The 22,016-nt window shown below is 61.0% G+C and carries 17 protein-coding genes; 6 read left to right on the forward strand and 11 right to left on the reverse strand.

Going from position 1 to position 22,016, the window contains the following annotated elements; all coding sequences use genetic code 11:
- Positions 1–26: 26 nt before the first annotated feature.
- Entirely contained in the window at positions 27–1,292 is a 1,266-nt protein-coding gene (locus S101446_RS07975; protein ID WP_087608056.1) for a restriction endonuclease, read from the forward strand.
- 25 nt (positions 1,293–1,317) lie between these two features.
- On the opposite strand, the gene S101446_RS07980 is transcribed toward S101446_RS07975, so the two are convergent.
- On the reverse strand, positions 1,318–2,214 hold the full coding sequence (locus S101446_RS07980) for a hypothetical protein (RefSeq protein WP_087608057.1): 897 nt from the start codon (positions 2,212–2,214) through the stop codon (positions 1,318–1,320).
- Positions 2,215–2,617: 403 nt separating this feature from the next.
- On the opposite strand from S101446_RS07980, the gene S101446_RS07985 reads away from it, so the two are divergent.
- Both S101446_RS07985 and S101446_RS07990 read left to right on the forward strand, forming a co-directional pair.
- Entirely contained in the window at positions 2,618–4,069 is a 1,452-nt protein-coding gene (locus S101446_RS07985; protein ID WP_010506865.1) for an amino acid permease, read from the forward strand.
- Between the two features lie 192 nt (positions 4,070–4,261).
- A complete protein-coding gene (locus tag S101446_RS07990; protein ID WP_087608058.1) occupies positions 4,262–5,404 on the forward strand; it encodes a hypothetical protein in 1,143 nt (380 codons plus the stop codon).
- Positions 5,405–5,522: 118 nt separating this feature from the next.
- Here the strand turns inward: S101446_RS07990 and S101446_RS07995 are convergent, their stop codons facing one another.
- The 9 genes from S101446_RS07995 to ppdK all read right to left on the reverse strand — a co-directional run bounded on the left by S101446_RS07995 (position 5,523) and on the right by ppdK (position 18,038).
- The gene (locus S101446_RS07995; protein WP_010506867.1) at positions 5,523–6,524 is read right to left on the reverse strand and encodes an asparaginase; all 1,002 of its coding nucleotides are present in this window, start codon (positions 6,522–6,524) and stop codon (positions 5,523–5,525) included.
- A 160-nt stretch (positions 6,525–6,684) separates the two neighbouring features.
- Positions 6,685–7,935 carry an acyl-CoA dehydrogenase family protein gene (locus S101446_RS08000; protein ID WP_087608059.1) on the reverse strand — a complete coding sequence of 417 codons (1,251 nt, stop codon included), beginning with the start codon at positions 7,933–7,935 and terminating at the stop codon, positions 6,685–6,687.
- A 69-nt stretch (positions 7,936–8,004) separates the two neighbouring features.
- Entirely contained in the window at positions 8,005–9,231 is a 1,227-nt protein-coding gene (locus S101446_RS08005) for an MFS transporter (RefSeq protein ID WP_026018390.1), read from the reverse strand.
- 202 nt (positions 9,232–9,433) lie between these two features.
- Entirely contained in the window at positions 9,434–10,036 is a 603-nt protein-coding gene (locus S101446_RS08010; RefSeq protein WP_087608060.1) for a hypothetical protein, read from the reverse strand.
- 130 nt (positions 10,037–10,166) lie between these two features.
- On the reverse strand, positions 10,167–10,298 hold the full coding sequence (locus tag S101446_RS18615) for a hypothetical protein (RefSeq protein WP_010506875.1): 132 nt from the start codon (positions 10,296–10,298) through the stop codon (positions 10,167–10,169).
- A gap of 471 nt (positions 10,299–10,769) precedes the next feature.
- Positions 10,770–12,446 carry an alpha-keto acid decarboxylase family protein gene (locus S101446_RS08015; RefSeq protein WP_244184110.1) on the reverse strand — a complete coding sequence of 559 codons (1,677 nt, stop codon included), beginning with the start codon at positions 12,444–12,446 and terminating at the stop codon, positions 10,770–10,772.
- Positions 12,447–12,498: 52 nt separating this feature from the next.
- Complete coding sequence (locus S101446_RS08020) at positions 12,499–13,839, reverse strand: B12-binding domain-containing radical SAM protein (protein WP_019084613.1); 1,341 nt, start codon at positions 13,837–13,839, stop codon at positions 12,499–12,501.
- Between the two features lie 574 nt (positions 13,840–14,413).
- Positions 14,414–15,289: a pyruvate, water dikinase regulatory protein gene (locus S101446_RS08030; RefSeq protein WP_087608063.1), complete on the reverse strand. Its 876-nt coding sequence runs from the start codon at positions 15,287–15,289 to the stop codon at positions 14,414–14,416.
- Positions 15,290–15,362: 73 nt separating this feature from the next.
- The gene (gene ppdK, locus S101446_RS08035; protein ID WP_087608064.1) at positions 15,363–18,038 is read right to left on the reverse strand and encodes a pyruvate, phosphate dikinase; all 2,676 of its coding nucleotides are present in this window, start codon (positions 18,036–18,038) and stop codon (positions 15,363–15,365) included.
- A gap of 560 nt (positions 18,039–18,598) precedes the next feature.
- Here ppdK and S101446_RS08040 point away from each other — a divergent pair.
- Positions 18,599–18,775: a DUF3311 domain-containing protein gene (locus tag S101446_RS08040; protein ID WP_087608065.1), complete on the forward strand. Its 177-nt coding sequence runs from the start codon at positions 18,599–18,601 to the stop codon at positions 18,773–18,775.
- Positions 18,772–20,280: a sodium:solute symporter family protein gene (locus S101446_RS08045; protein WP_087608066.1), complete on the forward strand. Its 1,509-nt coding sequence runs from the start codon at positions 18,772–18,774 to the stop codon at positions 20,278–20,280. The genes S101446_RS08040 and S101446_RS08045 overlap by 4 nt, the downstream gene beginning before the upstream one ends.
- A 143-nt stretch (positions 20,281–20,423) precedes the next feature.
- Here S101446_RS08045 and S101446_RS08050 read toward each other — a convergent pair whose 3' ends face one another.
- The gene (locus S101446_RS08050) at positions 20,424–20,651 is read right to left on the reverse strand and encodes a (2Fe-2S)-binding protein (RefSeq protein WP_010506885.1); all 228 of its coding nucleotides are present in this window, start codon (positions 20,649–20,651) and stop codon (positions 20,424–20,426) included.
- Positions 20,652–21,089: 438 nt separating this feature from the next.
- Between S101446_RS08050 and S101446_RS08055 the strand changes: the two genes are divergently transcribed.
- A complete protein-coding gene (locus tag S101446_RS08055) occupies positions 21,090–21,995 on the forward strand; it encodes a delta(1)-pyrroline-2-carboxylate reductase family protein (RefSeq protein ID WP_087608067.1) in 906 nt (301 codons plus the stop codon).
- Positions 21,996–22,016 lie beyond the last annotated feature (21 nt).

Consider the following 22,016-nt stretch of genomic DNA (forward strand, 5'->3'; position numbering starts at 1 on the left):
CCCAGACCGGAAGGATAACGAGCATCATGCGGATATGGGCCAGTGCCTGCCTGCTTCTGTGCCTGCCGGCAAGCGCGAGCGCCGCGGGCCTGTTCAGTGCCGTCCATCCCACACTGGCGTGTGGGGATGATGCCATCCTGCGTACCCTGTCCGACCGTACCATCGCCGCGCAGCAGTCACCCGCATCGCGCAGGACGCTGATCCGGCAGGGCGACTGCCATAATGTCACGCCCGATATCCGCTGGGAAAAAATAGCCAACCGCAACGGCCTGCCGCTGATGCGGCGCGTGCCGCCGGTGCCGGGCCTGCCGCCGCTGTATTTCATGACGGGCGACATCGTCCCCATCGGGTCCGTCCCGTCCCCCGCGGCCGAGGAACGCCCTGCGCCCCGCGCCCCGGTCGCGCCACCCGCGCCCGCCGCCGTCGATACGCCCACCCCCACCGGCCCGCAGCATACCGAAGCGGACGACAGTCCACCCCCTGCCCCTCCGGTCATCGTGCAGCAGGCGGAAACGCCGCGACCGACCGACATCTTTTTCATGACGCGCGGTTTCCAGAAACTGGGATCGCTGATCCTGACGCTGATGCTGGTCTGCGGGACGGGATGGATCATGGTCCTGATCCTGCGGGCATGCTGGCTCATGGCGCGGCGGCGCAGGGCCATCAGGATCTGCCTGGAACTGGCGCAGCGGCATTCCGCCATGCTGGGACGGTGGTACCAGAATGCGCATGACACGACGGCGGCCGCGCACTCCCATACCTCATGGCCAACATATCTGGACCGCTTCGTGCGCAGCACGCTGCTGCCCACCCTGACGCGGCAAGGATATCACACGCTGTGGCCCAGCATTAACAAGACCGTGCAGGGACACATCACCACCCTGGCCGCCAGCACGTCCAGCAAGCCGGCCGTTGCCATTACGCCCTGCACCTATCACCAGGACATGAACCAGGCGGAATACGCCGCCTTCTGTTCACAATGGATTGAAAAGGCGGGATGGGATACCCACCCCCCCGTGGCCACGGGCCTGGGGTCCGTCATCCAGTGCAACCGCAACAACCTGAAAATGCTGGTGCACTGCTGGATGGATCGCAAGCCGGTGCATGATGACGTGATCTGGCAGGGCATAAAGGAAAAAACCGACAGCAAGGCCAGCGTAGGCGCGATCGTATCCAATGCGCCCTATACGCAGGAGGCGCTGCAACTGGGCAAGAAACACCGTATCTTCCTGCTCCATCATGAAGATGTGTTCAAATTCGTATCGGGCATAGAAGTGCCCGATGTCGCCTGAAGTCCCCACGCAAACGTAGCGCCCGTTATTCCCGCCGCGCCTGACGGGCGGCAAGCACGTTGAAGCACAGCGCCGCGCCCTGTGCCTGAACAGGGTTGCCATCCAGAAAACGGGTATCATCCTCACGCTTCTGCCCGGTCATGCGCTGGCTGCAGTAATCGAATAGCGCACGGCTGTCACGCACGCGCGTGCAGTTCAGCAAGCCGACAAAACTGACATATCCCGCATGGTCATGCAGTCCCGTGACATAGGCTGCGCACTGTTTCAGGACAGGCGGGGCAATCCGGCGGGACATGATGGTGGCGTATGCCGCTTCTTCGCGCGTTGTGCAGGCATTCACCCCCGCACTGTCATGATGGAGGGTGCAGTACTGCGCCACAGCCCCATGCAGGTACCCCCCTTCGGCCGCACTGTGCGCCCACTGCGCATCCGCCGCCCGGCGGTAACTGAACACCGCCGCCGCGCGATCGGGCGTAATGGCCCGAAACGGCACGGGACGTGATCCGCAATACAGGGTCATGCGATAGCTGTCCGCATCATCGGGCTGGCTGGCAAAATCCAGATAGACCGGATTGAGCGGCGGCGGGCAGAGCATCCGCCCCGATGGCAGGGTCGGGTTCTGTCCATAATCCACCTTGTACACAAGATGGCTGTCCCCGCCCCGTTCCAGCGATACTTCCAGAAGTTCGCCATTTGTAAAATCGATCCCGCTTTCCGACAGCCGCAGTTCCCCTGTCGTGGCGGCGGTCTGGCTGTCCTGCGGGCGCAGCACGAAATACTGCGGGGCGTCCCGTGTCAGTTCGCTGCCTTCAAAACGCTCGTTATCAGCACGGGCGGGCACTGTTGCCAGACCGGCAACCACCAGCGCCCCCATGATCACACCGGCGCATAATACCCGTCGTGCAGATTCCTTTTTAAGCATGTCGAAAGGCTTTCTCACTGATTAACCATTGTGCATTTACTGCCAAAGTTTTGGAAAAAATGTTTAATTTTTAATCATAGCGCTTTTATTAAGGCATCCGTACTTGTCAGTGGTTATTTCGTCTGACAATGTTCATGACAGAACAACCAATTGATGCTGCATGATATTTCGTTCTGTTTCTGCCCCGTTCCATATCCCGTACCGTGCAAATGCCCTGTTTCCGGCGGCGGTGGCCCGCCATCCGATCCCGGAAACAGGGACTGCATATTTTTTATACAGTTCCCCTCACGGAGACCGTGCAGATGCCTGCTGAATTCACGGTAAGCCCTTCGCTTTCCATCCTGGCGGAAACAGTCCCTTCGTTCTTCCTTTCCCCCGCGCCGACCATGGCGGAGACCAGAGCATGAGCAAACCGGACCCCGCGCTGGAAGACAGCATCCCCATCATACCCGAAGATGACGATGGCTATCACAAGGGGCTGGGCGCGCGCCAGATCCAGATGATTGCCGTGGGTGGCGCGATCGGGACGGGCCTGTTCATGGGGGCCGGGTCGCGCCTGCAGGTGGCCGGCCCCTCGCTGGCGCTGGTCTATCTTATATGTGGCGTGTTCTCGTTCCTGATCATGCGCGCGCTGGGTGAACTGGTGATGTACCGCCCCACCTGCGGCAGCTTCGTATCGTATGCACGGGAATTCCTGGGGGAGAAGGCCGCCTTTGTCGCAGGCTGGCTGTCCTTCATGAACTGGGCCACGACCGGGATCGTCGATATCACGGCAGTGGCGATGTACATGCATTTCTGGGGAACGTTCGCCGCCGTGCCGCAATGGGTGTTCGCCCTTATGGCGCTATGTATCGTCACCACGCTGAACATGGTGGGGGTCCGGTGGTTCGGGGAGATCGAATTCTGGTTTTCCCTCATCAAGATCGTGGCGCTGTGCCTGTTCCTGGTCATTGGCAGTGTCATCCTGGGCGTGCGCATGCCGGTGGGCGGCCACACGACGGGGCTGCACCTGATTGCCGATAATGGCGGCATTTTCCCCCACGGCCTGATCGCCAGCCTGCTGCTGATACAGGGGGTGGTGTTCGCCTATTCCGGTATTGAACTGATCGGGACGGCGGCCGGGGAATGCGCAGATGTACGCACCGTGCTGCCCCGCAGCATCAACAGTGTCATCTGGCGTATCGGCCTGTTCTACGTGCTGTCGGTCGTGTTGCTGGTCAACCTGCTGCCATGGACGGCCTATCATGGTGGAACCAGTCCGTTCGTAACCTTTTTCCAGGCCCTGGGCGTACCCGGCGTTGATACGATCATGAACATCGTGGTGCTGACTGCGGCACTGTCCAGCCTGAATTCCGGCCTGTATTCCACCGGGCGCGTGCTGCGCGCCATGGCGCTGGGCGGGGCCGCACCGCAATCCCTTGCCCGCATGAATGCAAGTTCGGTGCCCGCAAACGGCATCTGGCTGACAGTCGCGGTCTATCTGGTGGGGGTCGGGCTGAACTATGTCGTCCCGTCACAGGTGTTTGAAATCGTGCTGAACATGGCCGCGATCGGCATCATCAGCACGTGGGGTTTCATCGTGGTGAGCCAGATGAAACTGCGCCAGGCGGTCCGCAGCGGGCGCATCCGGTCAGCCGGTTTTGAAATGCCTGGGGCGCCCTTCACCTCATGGCTGACGCTTGGCTTTCTGGCCAGCGTTCTGGTGCTGATGCTGTTTGACTACCCCAACGGCACCTGCACGCTGGCCACCATGCCCGTGGTCGCCATCATGCTGGTGCTGGGATGGAAATACCTCAGCAGCAACGGCACGACATCAGACAGCACGGGCGAACAGCCACGGATCCCGACCACCTGAAAGGAAACTGGCGGGGGAACTGCCATTCCCCCGCCAGATCAACCGGCCTGCCGGCCAGGGAGCACAGCATTGATGTCCTGATATCCCCATACCTGCCGCTGCAGCGCATGTAGCAGACACCCCAACCCTGCCCCCAATACCAGCAAGGCCCGGCACGCACTGCCATGCGTGAAGGGACGCCCCGATCAGGAAATGGCCACAACCATGATTTCCTTCATACGTGCCCACGCCGACAGGCGGCGGGGCAGCGCATCCCTGCGCAATGCAACCGCATCACCACATGATGCCGGTCGCCCCCGCAAACGAGCATCATATATTTCGATATCGGAATCAATGTTATTTGTTGCGGTATCGATTGCATCGACCTGCGCCGGCCTGCCCACGGCCCATGCGGGTGGCACGGGGAATGGCACGGCCGCCGGGTCACAGGGACTGCATGAGGATTATGCCCAGTGGTACACCGGGTCACTGGTATCACCGTCGGGCGCCCTGACGAAAAAGGGTGTGTTCGCGTGGGAACCCTATTTCGCCTATAGCCAGCCTGTCGGCTACCTGGACAGCACGGGACGGGGCATGTCGCTGAAGGACAAGGCGCATAGTGTATCGAACTTCACGCTGTACAAGTATTCCATCACCAATTCGATCAGCCTGCAGATGACACCGGACATAAGCTATGGCTGGCGCAGGGGGCACCATGGCGGCACGACCAGCGGGCTGAAAATGGGCGACCTGCCGGTGGATGTGATGTGGCGCTACCTTGATGCCGACCCGAAGCGTTACATCCCGGCCCTCAGCCTGTTCGTGGGGGTGGCGTTTCCATCGGGTGACTACACCAAGCTGGGACGGGATGAGGACGGGGTGGGCACCGGCACCTATACCTTTCGCGTGGCGCTGACGGAACAGTCCACCTATACCCTGCCCGGTCATCATGAACTGCGGCTGCGCATGTGGGGCACGTTCCGTCGCGCGCTGACGCAGGCGCATATTGCCGATGTCAGCAGCTATGGCACCTCGGCCGGGTTCCGGGGGCTGGCGCATCCGGGCATGTACGGGGAAAGCGGCTTTTCGCTGGAATATGGCGTCAACCAGAAATGGGTGATCGCCATGGACATGGCCCGCGACTGGGCCAACGGGTCCGTGGTGCGCGGTTACAATGCACAGGGAAAATACCAGAACATTCTGGGGCAGGCATCGGGGGACTGGGTCATCGCCCCCGCAGTCGAATATAACTGGTCCCCCCGCTTTGGCGTCATTGCCGGTGTCACCGCGATGTTTGCGGGTCACAATACCGGACAGGTCATTTCACCGCAGGTCGCGTTCAACAGCGTGTTCTAATGCCGCCGGCATATGCAGAATGACAAAGGTTTTTGGGTACCGCCATTTTTCAAAGGGCGGCCTTACCTGAAGCTTTTTGAAAAACGCTTCACCAAAACCTTCTTTCCGGAACCATCACTTACGGCATGTCGTACAATGCCTGTATGGCATCCCCGTCTGCCCCGGTCATCAATGCAAGGGACAGCAGGATGCGGGCCTGCCGGGGGCGCATGTGACCGGCGGCAAGGATACCGCGCTGGCATAATTCCTGTCGCCGGACCACGCCGCCGCAATATCCGCTGCTGGCCTGCACCACCACGACACCGCGGGCCACGGCTTCATCCAGCGCCACGTTTTCCGCAGGCGTACACATGCCCGGCAACATGCCTGCCGTGATGATACCGCGCGCTCCGGCGGCCATAAAAGCCCGTATGCCCACGCCATCCGCGCCCGCATGGCTGTAGCTGATGTCCACCCGCGGGATTTCACCCCCGCTGCCATACCCCTCCGGCCAGCCGACATGACGGCGATACCCCGCGGCACGCCCGAAGAACACACGATTGGCCTCGATCATGCCAAGCGGCCCGAAATCGGGGGATCGGAAAGTTTCAAGCTGGTAGGTCGATGCCTTGGTCACTTCCTGCGCCGCATGGATTTCGTTATTGGCCACCACCAGCACGCCGCGCCCGGCCGCATCGGGGCATGACGCCACCAGCAGTGCGGCATACAGGTTGGCAGGACCATCGGCGCTGATGGCGCTGGCGGGACGCTGCGCGCCCACGACCACCACGGGACAGGGCGCATCCAGCACGAGATCAAGGAAGCAGGCCGCTTCCTCCAGCGAGGAGGTGCCATGCGTGATGACGACACCATCCAGATCCGGCCGGGCCGCGATGGTCCGGTTCACAACACTGGCCAGATCAAACCAGCGCGCCAGCGTCATCTCAACACTGTCGCAGCTTGAAAAGGGAATGTCGCACACCGCGAACCGCGCCCGCACGGCTTCCGGCAGGGCGGCCAGCAGGTCGCTGCCCCCTATGCTTGCGCCAATTTCCGCGTAATCGACCGTATCACGGGGATCCATGGACCGCCGGGCAATGGTGCCACCGGTCGAGATAATGGCAATGACAGGTCGCTGCATCTGGCTTGTCCCCCGGTTCATATCCTGCCCGTGATCAATCACGTAGACATGAGCAATTGTTTTAAATTAACTTGTTGATAAATAAATATAAAAGTTTTTAGGTGTCGCCTTTTTTCAAAAATGCGACCTTCTTCGAAGCTTTTTGAACGCGCGACCGGGATTACTGATAGGCACCCGGTTCCGGTTCCCACCCGGTCAGCAGATGACGCCCTATTTCGGCATTTTTCCAATCCACCGGGTCATGCAGCGACAGCGTACGGGCATCGCGCCAGTAGCGGTCCAGCCCGTTCACGTTATCCGTACCCCGCGCCCCCGCTGCTGCCGGGGCATCCGACGCCGCGCGCAGGGCAGCGCGGGTTGCAACCGAACGGGCGGCACTGGCGGCCATGGCGACCGCATTGCGCGATACCTGTCCATTTTCGTACTGCACCAGCATCGTACCCGCCTGCATCACGCTGCAATAGGCGGCAAACAGGTCCGCCCCGATTTCACCCAGCAGTCGACGCACATAGGGGTCCTGATCCGCGCTGTCCACGCCCGCCGCACCCCACGGTCGCGCGCGGACGGGCACGAAGGCACAGACCGCGCGCACCGCCCCGATGCCGATTCCGGTCAGGATGGCGCTGAAACCGGCCTGAAAACGCAGGGCGACATGCTGGAGCAGCGCCGCATCCGGGTCCAGCGCGTTCCATTGCCCGTCCACCTTCACGTCTGCCAGCGTTACGGTGCCGGAATCCGTCGCGCGCTGGCCCATGCGGTCCCAGTCATGATGAAAGACAAGGCCGGGCGCATTACGTGGCACAAGGTCCATGCGTACGCCCGCGCGAACCGATCCCAGCCGTTGCGCCCGCACGGGATCAAAGGACGACACCGCGATCAGGTCCGCCCCGGATGCGCCGGTGGCATAGATCTTGCGTCCCGACAGGACATGCGTGCCATCGGGACAGGGTCGTGCCAGCGTTTGCAGGAAACCATCAGCCGTGCGCCCGTTTTCCGCTACCGCCATGCCAAGGATGACGTGATCGTGCACGATGCGATGCGCGAGGCGCTGGCGCAGATCGGGTGGGGCATAGGCGAAAATCTCGCGCACCAGGTCATCATGCACCTTGTAGATCTGGGCCACCGCCGGATCGGCCACGGCAATACGCAGCATGAGTTCCAGCGACAGGTCCTGCGCCATGCCCAACCCCCCCCATGCGCATGGAACGGCCAGCGCAAGGATGCCCGTGGCCTTCAGCGCCGCTACGGCCTGATGGGGATAGCCCCCCGCGCGGTCATGGACTGCGGCAGTCGGCGCGATTTCGCTATCAAGCACATGCTGCACCTGCAACATCACCGCGCCCACTGGCCCGGAAACCTGCCGCACGGGGAACAGGTCACGCAGCAGGGGTGGCAGCGGATGATCCCGCATCGGTACAGTTGTCATGCAAAAAAGATAGGCATGATGGGACAGGGCATCAACCGCCCTGCCCCGGTCGGGTCAGCCGCCAGCCTGCCTGCGGGCGGCGGCGCGAATATCACTCAGCGTCAGCAGCCATATCACGAACCCGCCCATGGCCAGGCTGCACCCGACCCAGCCCACGGATTCCCAACCCAGACCCGCGCTGATCGCCATGCCGCCCAGCATGGGGCCAATCGCGTTGGCCATGTTGAATGCGCTCTGGTTCATGGCCGCCGCCAGTGCCTGCGCATCGACCGCGACACTCAGCAGTCGCGACTGGATCACGGTACCCAGTCCGCCCCCGCACCCGATCATAAACACGATCGGCATCATGCCCCACACGGAATGCACCGAACCGGGAAAACCGGCCAGGGCGGCGGCATTGACCAGCAGCGTGCCGCCAATGGTCGGCATCATCTTGCGATCCGCCGCCCATGCGCAGGCCATGGTGCCCACCGTCATGCCCACGCCAAAGACCGCCAGCATCACCGGCGTCATGTAGGCTGGCGCATGGGTCACTTCCTGCAGGATGGAAGCAAGGTAGGTATAGACGCAGAAAATCCCCCCGAACCCCACGACGCCAATGCCCAGTGTCAGCCAGACCTGCCGGTTGCGCAGGGCGCGGATTTCGGTCATGGCGCTGGCATTGGGGCGCGCCGGGTCGGTGGGCACGAAACGCATGATCAGCAGCATGGTCAGCAGCGCCAGCGCCGCGATCAGCACGAAGGCCCATCGCCACCCCACCAGCATGCCCAGCCCGTTGGCCATGGGCACGCCACCAATGGTGGCGATGGTCAGGCCCAGCACGACCCGCGCCACCGCCTGCGTGCGCCGGTTTTCCGGCACCAGCGAGGACGCGACAATACCCGCCGTGCCAAAATACGCGCCATGCGGCAGTCCACTTATGAACCGGCACAGCAGCAGGCACAGGTAATTGGGGGCCAGCGCGGTCAGGCCATTACCAATTACATACAGGACCATCATGCCGATCAGCAGGTATTTGCGGCTGTATTTCGCACCCAGCATGGCGATCAACGGGGCGCCGACACACACACCGGCGGCATAGGCCTCGATCGCATGACCGGCCTCGGGCACGGTGACATGCATGTCCGCCGAAATCATGGGCACCAGGCTCATGGCCGCGAATTCGGCCGTGCCGATGGCAAATCCGCCCAGCGCCAGAATGAAGAAGATCAGGCCGGGATGACCGGAAGGCTGCACGGGCGCACGAACGCCCCCACGCGCGATGGTGATTGTATCAGTCATGCATATGCTCTGGACAAAAATAAAAAAGCGCACTTCCGTACGCTTCGTTTTGTCGCCGATACACCCATGCCGGGCTGCCTACAAGCCTGCGCGGACACATCCCATCCGGGCGGTTTCGCCCGTCAATGGCCATAAAGGGCGGAAAACGTTTCTTCCGCCTTTCAGTGACATGTTTTTTCAAAATATTACGTGGCCTGCCGCGCTATCCGCAGCGTCCTGCCCCATCCTGTTCCATGGCTTCGGCCCGTTGCCGGATGCGGACCAGCATACGCTTGCGGATCAGGCCGCTTACGGGCCGGATCATATACCAGTACGGCGCGAAACGTCGCCGCAAGGCTGGCGTGGGGCAGGACACCCGTGTCTCGGTTACCAGCAGGGACTGCCCGGTTGCAGCGGGTCCGACCGTAAAACCCATGACCAGCCTGCAGACATTCCTGTGCCGGCAGGCCAGAAAATCCGCAACCGATGCGATATCGACCAGTCCGTAATCCATCCGCCAGAACGCCCCGGCCAGTCCCATGACCATTTCCCGGTCGCCCACACGGCCGAGCGGTGTGAAGTCGTCCAGATCCAGTGTCTTGCGCTGCGACAGGCCCAGCAGGCGCGCAGGGCCTTCGCGCAGGCTGATGGCCAGACGGATCAGGGGATCATCCTGGGCACGATAACGACTGACGCAATCCATAATGGTTGCACCCGTGGCATGGATGCGCAGCGCGTGGCGTTCCGTGAACGTAAAACAGGGCAGCAGGTCGTCAATCAGGGCCATCATCATGCCTTCATGCAGAAAAGGGCGTTCCAGCCCCATCCTACAGGCATAAAAAAAGACGCCGAAGCGTCTGACCCGTCTTATTCATCATGACCTGCTGGCCGCCGGCCATTCCCACATTAACGTGGGAATTCCGGCTGCAGGGGTATCAGGACAGAAACCCCCGGGCTCAGGCAGCGCGATCGGACACGATGGTGGCAACCATCAGGGCGGCGATCATGGGCAGGAAAGCAACCATGGTCAGGGAAGACATGGCGTTCACGGAATGGGCAATCATGGTGCTGACGTTTTCAATAAACATGTTTCAGTTCCTTTGGTGTTGAGTTGGTAAGCCGGAAAGAACACCAGAACCGAAATACTCGCAATGGAAATCATATGCCCGCTTAGGGCGTTTTACCGATCATTACATGATGAAAATATTATAACTGTCCAACAAATACTCAGAAGACCACAAGCCATCAGGTCTTTATTTTGGACAGACGGAAGAAGATGCCAAAAAAAATGGCAAACCCTTTTACATGCCTGCCATCGGCATCATAAAGCAGATTAAAATCCATGCATGTGCATAGAATTTAATCACTTCACTTCACGATTTCGTGAGGTTGATTGGGTCTTTTTCGCCTTCTGCCGGACCAGACGGGAGGCACCCGAACCCCGCCTTGGAGGCGCACTGAAAAAACAGTCGTATTTTCAATAACCTGACTTACTCCTCCCGTCCAGCCTAAAAACAGGTCATTCCCGATTAATCGAAAAATGACCTGTCCGCCGCCAGTCAGGGCAATTCAGGGGTTTCGATTCCATAATCGTACCGCCGCACCGCCTGCCCCATCACCTCCAGACCGGCCGGGGCATCCATGGGGGTAAAGCCGACTTCGATAAAGGCGAGTCCTTCATGCTGCCGCGCCTGTGCCAGCGCGGTATCCAGTGTCGCCCGGTCACCGGCCTTCAGCGACAGCACCGCAGCGGCATCACCGCCCATCGCCGCGGGAAGGGCTGCATAATTCCAGTTGGCAATGTCGTTATAGGCAGCCTGCGGGCCAAGGATCATCCGTTCAATGGTATAGCCACCGTTATTGACCAGGAAGATCGTGATATTGCACCGGTGCCGCAGCAGGGTGGACAGTTCCTGCGCCGTCATCTGGAACGATCCGTCGCCGATAAACAGCACATACCGCCGCTCCGGCATGGCCAGGCATGCCCCAAGGCTTGCAGGCAGCGAATAACCGATTGCGGCCCAGACCGGCTGGACCAGCAGGCTGCACCCGGCAGGCAGGCGGGCATGCAGCATTGCCACCATGGATGAACCGTTATCGGCCCCCACGATGTCGCCCGGCCGCAGGAAGGCTTCAACCTGTTGCCAGAACGCCGCCTGCCCCCATGGCTGCGCATCAGGCAATGCCGGCGCGGCATGATCGGGCGATGCAGGCAGCGTCGGACACGCGGGCGGCATGTCCCCCATTTTCCGCGCCACGGCATCAAGCAGGTCGGCGGCGACAAGGCCCTGCATGTTTTTACCGTCACAGGTCAGGCTGAACGGCTGCACGTCAATCAGCGCACCGGGCTGCAGTTCCTGTGAAAAATAACCCGACGTGGAATCGACAAACCGGACACCCAGGCCGATCACGCAATCAGCGTTCTTCACATAATCCGCCACACCCGGGGCGGATGCATGCCCCCCATATGGACCCAGCCACAATGCCCCGGTTTCCGGCAGCAGCGTACGCGCGGTGGACAGGGCGGCATAGGGAATGCCGCGCTGCGTACACAGGCGTAGCACGAGATCCTGCAATCCGTACTGGCGCACCATGCCATCCACCAGCACCACGGGCTGGCGTGCCTGCGCAAGACGCTGCACAATCCATCCTGCCGCCTGCGCCAGCAGGGCGGGATCCGGTTTTGCAACCGCCGCTACCGGCGCCGGCGCATCAACATCCACGTAACAGATGTCGGAAGGGAACTGGATATATACCGGGCGCTTCAGCGTCTGCACGGCGTGCAGCATGCGATCGGTTTCCATCACTGCGGTTTCAGGCCGCAGGCGGGCGCTGGCTACAGTAAACTGACGGTAGCAGGCCATGACGTTATCGTAATTGCCATCAGCCAGGGTATGATGCACCAAGGCGCGTGATCCGATGGCGTGCAGGGGCGGCATGCCGGAAATCACCACCACCGGCACGCCTTCCGCGCACGCACCCGCCACGGCTGACAGCGCGGACAGGTCCCCCACGCCATAGGTTACCAGCACGGCCCCGATACCCGACATCCGCGCATCGCCATCGGCCGCATAAGCGGCATTCAGCTCATTGCAGGTGCCAATGAACGTAATGCCGGGCGTGCGTTCGACCAGTTCAAGGAATTCGAGGTTGTAATCCCCCGGGACGCCATAAATGCGCGAAACACCGATATGCCGGAGCCGGTCCAGCAGCATACTTCCGATTGATCCGCGCATGCCGTCACTTCCCTAACCTGTTGCTGCCCGGCCTGAATTGGCCGGGCGGGATTCAATAGATATCAAAATCATTGTTTCCCGTGGATGAAAAGGCCATGCGACGTTCGGTCAGGTTCAGGATCCATGAAGACATGTCCGACCGGGTCCGGGGGAACGGCAGGCGATGCACCATGGAACGCATGCTGTAGAATTTGCGGTACATGGTCTGGATGCGCTGTTCCATCTGGCCGGGCGTACAGTTCTTGGGCCAGATATGGCAGACCTGCCCGGGCCAGCGGTCGATGTCCTCGGGGTCGATGATGCGACCGGCCTTTTTCATGCGTTCGAACAGGGCCGTCCCCTTGGTAGGGGTCAGGATGTTGAAATAGGCCGCGGGCACCTTGTGCGCCTCAAGAAAGGACAGGGTCGCATTGTAGACATCGGGATGTTCATCATCATACCCGAAGATGAAGTTAAGCGAGTAGCTGATGTCGCGCTTGCGCAGGTTGTCAAACATCTCGCCATAACGGCTGGCCTTGTTCCAGCCCTTCTTCATGCCCTGCAGCATTTCTTCATCAATGCTTTCGATGCCGATATTGACATGCATCACGCCACTGCGCTGCGCCAGGTCAAGGAAATTGGTATCAAGGCACAGATTGGATGACCACAGCGTGGACCAGCGGATCTTCAGCGGCACCAGACCTTCCATCAGTTCCATCGCACGGCTTTTCTTGCCGCCGAAATTACTTTCCCCGAAGAAGAAGTGGCTGCCCTTGTTCTTGATCCGCTCCAGTTCGGCCACCATCTGGTCCACCGGCCGCCAGCGATAGCGCCCGCCAAGATAGAAACGTTCCGAACAGAAATCACACACGAACGGACACCCGCGCGAGGACTGCACCGCGAACGTGCGGAAGGGACCGAATTTCTTCAGGTCCAGCAGGTCGTACCGCGGTGGCGGCAGGTCGTTGAGTTCCTTCAGCGGGGCGGCGCGGTAGATTTTCTGCAGCCGGTCGCCGGCCGCGTCCTCCAGCATGGTCTTCCAGATCGGTTCGGCTTCGCCCACGCCCACGGCATCGCAGTGTTCGGCGGCTTCATCGGCATAGAAGAAGGCATGCGGGCCACCCATGATGACCTTGACCCCACGGCGGCGGAATTCAGCCGCGATGTCATAGGCGCGTGGGGAATGCAGTGTCCACGCCGACAGCGCGACCACATCCACCGGCACGTCGAAGTCAATGTCCTCAAGCTGTTCATCCAGCAGGGTGACGGTCCATTCCCGCGGCGTCAGGGCGGCCAGGTATGGCAGCGCGAGTGGTACCATCTGCCGTCGCTTGGTCTTGAAAATGGTCCGGTCGGTCTTGGACCGGTAATGCGACGGCTGGATAATCAGCAGCTTGAGATCTGTCTTGGACATGCTTCAGCTCTATGGACCCGAATGTGGTAAGGAATATCCTGATAAATAACTCTTTCTCATATCGTACGTTTTTTGTCCCACATGTCCACTGCACGAAATAAACAGCACCTAATCATTCACCTTTGTATAGAATGAACACATTTCACTTATCAAAAAATTGCATGATTATTTATTGCATTATTACTATTATTACTTTTTTATTATTTATATAATTTCTTATTATTATTTAAACCGCCATCTAAACTCGAATATTACACATATCTGGTTAAAGCCTGCTGCATATCTGCATTCCAGTCCAGGGAATGCCTGCCGCCTGCAATGTTGCGACACCTCGCATCATGGGCGCGCGGGAAAACATCACGACGCAAGGCACGCCCGCCCCGTCCATTGATGCGCAGGCGACACGGCATCCCCACGGGATGTCGCGGATCATCCATCATTTCTGTCGGAAATACTGGCGGACCATACGGCATGGCCCGGTTCAGCCTGCCGCGCCACATTCCATGACATCCGGCAGGCTGTATTGCAGTCCCATGCCACGCAGAATGGCACGTTCAACCCAAGGCGCGCGAGCTTACGGTCCGGGCCAGTCCAGATCCGGTGAGGTACCGGTCACGCCATCATGCTCCAGCATGTCGATAATGGCGGCGGCCGTTTCCTCTACCGAACGATGGGTCACGTTTATGACCGGCCATTTATGTCGTGTGCACAGACGCCGCGCCCATTGCAGTTCTTCCTGCACGCTCTGCGGATCGATGTAAGGCCGGACCGAGGTGGCGGACATGCCGGGAGTTGCAATCGAACGGCCGGGCAGCATCATCCCCACGCGCGAACGCCGGATTTCCAGCAAGGTATACGGGTCGATAGTCAACCCCACCACCAGGCCGGGAAAATCCTGCAATGCTACCGGCAGGGGCGCATGCGGCACCAGCGGGATGTTGGCCGCCCGTATTCCACGGTTGGCAAGGTAGAAACAGGTTGGCGTCTTGGAAGTGCGCGACACACCCACCAGAACCACATCCGCCTTGGTCAGGTCCGTCGTCTTCTGTCCGTCATCATGGGAAATGACGTACTGCATCGCGTCGATACGCCGCCGGTAGGTATCATCCATCACATACTGGCCGCCGGGATGGCGTTCGGCCACGATCCCGGTCTGCTGTTCCAGGAAATGGATGGTGCCATCCAGGATGTTCTTGACCTGCACCCCCATGCGCGCGCACCCCATGCGCAGCATGTTCTGCAGGTCTGGTGAGGTCAGCGAGGACAGCACCGGTCCCGGTTCATCCCCGATCCCGGCCAGCACGCGCGCAACCTGCACGCGCGTGCGGATCAGGTTCCAGTTACGTGGCGAAAACGCCGCCCCCTGAAACTGGGCGCTGCAGGCGCGCATGACCGCCTCCAGCGCCTGTCCTGTCGCTTCGGAGACAAGATGCAGGATAACTTCGCCCATGGCCCTGCCTGACAGGACGCCCCACCACGGGTGGGGCGTCCTTAATGGTTATGTTGCGTCCGTTCGGCCTGCCTCAGGCAGCCTGCCCGGCCTTCTGCCGTGTGGCCAGCGCCGCCTGTGCCGCGGCAAGGCGGGCCACCGGCACGCGGAAGGGCGAGCACGAGACGTAATCCAGCCCGACTTCATCAAAGAAGGCGATGGAATCCGGATCACCGCCATGTTCGCCACAGATGCCCAGCTTCAGGTCCGGGCATGTCTGCCGCCCGCGTTCCACACCCAGGCGGACCAGCGCGCCCACACCATCACGGTCAATGGACACGAACGGGTCGCGCGGCAGCAGGCCGTGGTCGACATAGTACGGCAGGAACGATCCCGCATCATCGCGCGACAGGCCGAATGTCGTCTGCGTCAGGTCGTTTGTCCCGAACGAGAAGAAATCGGCATATTCCGCGATCTTGTCCGCCTGCAGCGCCGCGCGGGGCAGTTCGATCATGGTGCCGATGTCGTAGTTGAGGTTCGTGCCCTCCTCCTTCAGCACGCGTGCGATCTCATCTTCGGCGGCACGGCGGGTGGTGGCCAGTTCCGCCTGCGTAGCTACCAGCGGGATCATGATTTCAGGACGGATGGGCTTGCCCAGTTCCTTTTCTACCATGACCGCCGCCTGGATCAGTGCGCGCACCTGCATGGCATAGATTTCCGGGCTGGTCAGACCAAGGCGGCAGCCACGGTGGCCCAGCATCGGGTTTGTTTCAGCCAGCGCGGCACAGCGCGTGCGCACGTCGTCCACGCTTTTGCCCAGCGCCTGCGCAACCTCGGCCATTTCGGCTTCGGCATGCGGCAGGAATTCATGCAGCGGCGGGTCCAGCAGGCGCACCGTCACCGGCAGACCCGCCATGATGCGGAACAGGCTGGCGAAATCATCGCGCTGGAACGGCAGCAGGGCGGCAATGGCCTTCTGGCGCACGCTTTCGTCATCGGCAATGATCATCTGGCGCACGAAACCGATCCGGTCGGGACCAAAGAACATATGTTCCGTACGGGCCAGACCAATCCCCTCCGCCCCGAAGCGGCGGGCAGTCCGCGCATCGTCCGGCGTTTCGGCATTGGCCCGCACACCAAGCCGGCGCACCGCGTCCGCCCAGCCCATGAGCGTATTGAAATCGTCCGACAGCGTGGGTTCGATGGTCGGCACACGGCCAAGATAGACCGCCCCCGTCCCGCCATCGAGCGTGATCCATTCACCCTGCGCCACGGTATGCGACCCGACCGTCATGGTGCCCGCCGCGTAATCGACATGGATGCTGCCCGCGCCCGCCACGCACACGCGGCCCATGCCACGCGCGACGACGGCGGCATGCGACGTCATGCCGCCACGGGTGGTCAGCACGCCACGGGCGGCATGCATGCCATGCACGTCCTCGGGCGAGGTCTCGATCCGGACGAGGATCACGTCCTCCCCCTTCGCCGCGCGCGCTTCGCATTCCTCCGCAGTGAACACGACGGCGCCAGCGGCGGCACCGGGCGAGGCCGGAAGGCCACGGGTCAGCTGTACGCGTTCGGCCTTGGGGTCCAGCGTGGGATGCAGCAGCTGGTCAAGGGATGCGGCGGGGACGCGCTGGATGGCTTCTTCCTGCGTGATCAGCCCTTCGCGCGCCATGTCGATGGCGATCTTCAGCGCGGCCGCGGCCGTGCGCTTGCCGTTACGGGTCTGGAGAATGTACAGGACATTGCGCTGGACGGTGAATTCGATGTCCTGCATGTCCTTGTAATGGGTTTCCAGCACCGAACGCACGCGCAGCAGTTCGGTATAGGCTTCGGGCAGCGTGGTTTCCATCGGGTGCTGACCGGCCTCGGCGCGGGCGCAGGCCATGGGCTGCGGGGTGCGGATGCCCGCCACCACGTCCTCGCCCTGCGCGTTGATCAGGTATTCACCGTAGAAAATGTTCTCACCCGTGGACGGATCGCGCGTAAAGCATACGCCGGTGGCGCAGTCATTGCCCATGTTGCCGAACACCATGGACTGCACGTTGACCGCAGTCCCCCACGAAGCCGGGATTTCATGCAGCTTGCGGTACGTATTGGCGCGCGGGTTCATCCATGAACCGAATACCGCGCCAATGGCGCCCCACAGCTGGTCATGCGGGCTGGTGGGGAATTCGGTCCCGGCATGGGTGCTGATGATATGGCGGTAGTCCACCACGATGGCGCGCCACTGGTCAGCCGTGACGGCCGTATCATCTTCCACGCGGTTCGCGCGCTTGAACTGTTCCAGCACGTCCTCGAAATGGTGATGCGGAACGCCCATCACGACCGAGCCGTACATCTGGATGAAACGGCGATAGCTGTCCCATGCGAAACGCGCGTCACCGGAAGAGCGGGCAAGCCCTTCCACCGTATCGTCATTCAGGCCCAGGTTCAGCACGGTATCCATCATGCCCGGCATGGACACGCGCGCGCCGGAACGGACCGAGACCAGCAGCGGCGCATCCGCATCGCCAAAGCGCAGGCCCATCGATTGCTCGACCCGCTGCAGGGCGGCGGCGACCTGCGCCTCCAGCTCGGCAGGGTACTTCCGGCCGTTTTCATAAAAGGCCGAACAGACTTCCGTTGTAATGGTAAAGCCCGGCGGTACGGGCAGGCCGTTTGCAGCCATCTCCGCCAGGTTGGCACCCTTGCCGCCTAGAAGGTTGCGCATATCCGCGCGTCCCTCGTTCAGGCCATCTCCAAAGCTGTATACCCATTTGGTCATGTCTGTTCGTTCCTACGCGCGTCCGTCTGTCAGAAATGACGCCTGATCCGGAACAGGGTAAAAAACAGGCGACCGCGCTATTAGTATTGTTTGTTGTTGGCAGGTCCGGGCATTGAAAATAACCGGCACGGGCAAGCCCGGGCAATCACTATTTTAGCGACCCGTGCGCTCCTTGCCGCCTGCCACTGGTATGGCGGCAGGCATGACCAACAGGGAAATTTTAAATAAAATTGTTATATTACAACATTCTGTATTAATTTTTTCATCCCAGGCGAGCGAAGCGGGCCGTGACGAGGCACCTTAAATATTACATTTAATTATATTAGTTATTCTTTTTTTAAATAAATTTCCGGATAATCCCGCTCCGGCAAAGCACGTTCAGTGGTTGTGCAATGCAACAAAAAGATTGCGCAGCGCACAATAATAAAAACGTAATTACAAAATATATCCCTAAAAATTTCAAAATTACTTTGAAACCATCTCAATTATGTTGACACCCATGCCCTGTTTCCAGAAACATCCCCTGCGGCCACACAAAAAAACAAGAAGTCACGGTCAAAATGAAAAAAACCATATTCCTCCTCCTGCCCTTCGCGGGCCTCCTGTGGGTTCCGTTGTACAACCGGCATGACCCGGTGCTGTTCGGCTTCCCGTTCTTCTACTGGTACCAGTTCGCGTGGGTTCCGGTCACATCCGTCCTGATCTGGATTGCATGGAAAACGGATCGTCAGTCATGAACACGTCAATCCTGCCTGGCAATGCCGCCATCAGCGTATTCGTCGTGTGTTTCGTCGCCACCATCATGCTGGGCAGCACGGTGCGACTGTGGCGGCCGCTGCTGAATCGCCGCACGCGCACAAATAGTCATAGCGAAGGGGAAGAATGGGGACTGGGCGGGCGTGAATTCGGCGCCTGGGTCACATGGTTCCTGGTGGGAGGGGATTTCTATACCGCCTATACGGTCATTGCCGTGCCGGCGCTGGTCTATTCCACCGGGGGGTTTGGCTTCTTCGCGCTGCCGTACACCATTATCGTCTATCCCTTCATTTTCGCCGTCATGCCCCGGCTATGGACCATTGCGCGTGATGGTGGCCATGCCACGGCCGCGGATATCGTACGTGCGCGCTTTGGCAGCCGGACGCTGGAACTGATGGTGGCGGTCAGCGGGCTTGTCGCCGTACTGCCCTATATCGCGCTGCAGCTGATCGGGATCCGCACGGTGATCGAGGCGCTTGGCTTCACCGGCATGCTGCCGCTGCTGATCGCGTTTGTCTCCCTTGCCGCCTATACGTGGCTGGGCGGGCTGCATGCCCCCGCGCTGACCGCCTTCATCAAGGACGTGATGATCTATATCGCGGTGCTGGCGGCGGTCATCATCGTGCCGATCCACCTTGGCGGGTATGGCGCCATGTTCCATTCTGCCGCCGGGCACCTGCCCAGCGTGCCGGAAGGCCATATCGTGGCGCAGGGACAGGTGGTGCCCTATGCAACACTTGCGCTGTCCTCCGCCTTCGCCGCCTTCCTGTACCCCCATACGCTGACCGGGATCCTGGCTGCGAAATCGGCCGATACGATCCGGCAGAACGCGGTTTTCCTGCCTGCCTATACCATTGTGCTGGGGCTGATCGCGCTGCTGGGGCTCATGGCGCATGCGGCGGGGATCGTGACCACCTCCTCATCCCAGGTGGTGCCGCAACTGTTCCTTGCGATCTTCCCGCCATGGTTCGCGGGGTTCTGTTTCGCCGCAATCGCCGTGGGGGCGCTGGTGCCGGCTTCCGTCATGGCGATCGGGGCGGCCAACCTGATCATGCATAACATCCTGCCCCACCGCAGCGACTCGGTAACCGGTTCGCGCGTGGCCGGATTCGCGGTCAAGGTTGGCGCGCTGGGCTGCGTGATCTTCCTGAACGCCAGATTCGCCATCGACCTGCAACTGCTGGGCGGTGTCATCATCCTGCAGACCTTCCCCGCGTTGATCATGGGGCTGCTGCCACTGCGCCTGCCCGCCCCCGCGCTGGTCGCGGGCTGGGTGATCGGATCGGTTGCCGGACTGGGGCTGTGCTGGATTGATGGGCTGAAGCCGGTGCATCCGGTCGCGTTTGCCGGTTTTTCGGCATCCGTTTCGACCGGACTGCTGGCGCTGGGCATCAATATCGCCGTGACCCTGATGCTGGGGGTCGTGATCCGGCTGGCGCTTGGGGCGTCCCCTTCCACCCTGCGTCCGGGCAGCATCCGCCGCTGAATCCTTTTCCGGCGTTCACGTGGCGCGCCGTCACGCGAACGCATCCCTGCCATTTTCACAAGACCACGGCCCCTGTCGCATGACCGGGGCCGTTTTTCGTATCGGCGCATCACAGGCCACGCAGGCGGGACAACCCGGCGGGCCTACATGGCCTGTGACGGAACTTCTGCGTGCCTGTTCATGGTATCGGCAATGCTCGCGCGGCCCTGGCGGGCGATCTGGCGCAACAGGCACACCACGCCGGGCACGCAGTTACCGCACTGGGCGCGACATCCCTTGGATTCGTAAACTTCCCTGGGCCGGACGGCTCCGTTACGCGCGGCTGTTTCCACATCTGTATCGGTCAGCATATTGCAGGAGCAGACAAACATTTATCTATCCCAATCGATGATGTGGGCACACCATAATCACGAATGAGAACAAATCGCAATACACTTATTTCATTCTATCTGAAGCAGCGGGCGCTTTCAGATCCCCACGCCGGATTCATATTCACGCAATCCCATTATCATTACGTGCGATAATTTTTATGAAATGCTGAAGGCACGTTACGGTATCGTGCCGTGATGAAGGTCCGGGCAAACCGGCCGTCGTGTCTATGCCCCCCCCTTCCCGCGCGGTCGCGATATCGCGACGGCAACAGATGCAGGGCAGGAGCCTGCAATCCGCGCCATCCGCAGGCGAACAGAAGGGCCAGCCATGGGCACGTCGTTGCACATTCCGGACAAGATCGACAGGATAACAACAATAATCAGTCACCGGCATTGGCGTAGCCATTGTCAGATATCCATACCGACAGGACGGTGGGCATGAAAATTTATTCCGATCAGGAAACGGGCGACTTCCTGCCATTTTCCCCCCTGGTCAACGCGCTGGCGCTCGCCATGCAGGAACTGGAACGGGGCCAGATCCAGTGCCCGGAACGGACAACCGTGCGCACACATGACCATGCTGGCGCACTGATGGCCATGCCATCGGTCGGGCGGGATATCATGGTCACCAAACTACTGACCCTGTTTGGCGGCAATCCCGCCCTTGGCCTGCCAACCATACAGGGGCAGGTCATCTGCGCCGAAGCCTGCACCGGGCGCTTCCTGTTCACGCTTGACGGGCCAACCGTCACCATGCGCCGCACCGCCGCGGTCAGCATGCTGGGCATCCGCACGCTGGTGCGCGGCCCGGTCCGGCGCGTGCTGGTCATTGGCACCGGCACGCAGGCAGTGGCGCACCTGCAGGCGCTATGCGCCCTGTATCCCGGCATTACCGTCGTCATTCGCGGGCGCACACCCCAACGGGCACGCGATTTCTGCATGCGGCACCAGACACCTGCCCTCACCCTGCGCGCGGAAGACACGCGGGAGGAACCGTTTGATGTCGTCATCACCGTCACGGCCAGCACATCGGTCATTTATAATGAACCTGCCCGCGCGGACTGCCTGGTCATCGGCGTGGGCGCCTACCGGACCGACATGGTCGAAATCGGGCCGACGACCATAGCGGGCAGCGCGCTGTACGTGGATGACGCCATCGGCGCACCGGTCGAGGCAGGCGACCTGTATCAGGCTGGCGTGGACTGGAACACCGTGAGCCCCCTGTCGCGCGCACTGGATGACGGGGCGCCCACTGATGGCAGGCCCGTTTTCTTCAAATCCGTCGGATGTTCCGCATGGGATCTGGCGGCCTGCCGGGTGGCGCGCCTGCATGGGGCGGAGTGAACCCGCGCGTGCATCCATTTC

The organism is Komagataeibacter europaeus, assembly GCF_002173515.1.
Classification (GTDB): Bacteria; Pseudomonadota; Alphaproteobacteria; order Acetobacterales; family Acetobacteraceae; genus Komagataeibacter; species Komagataeibacter europaeus.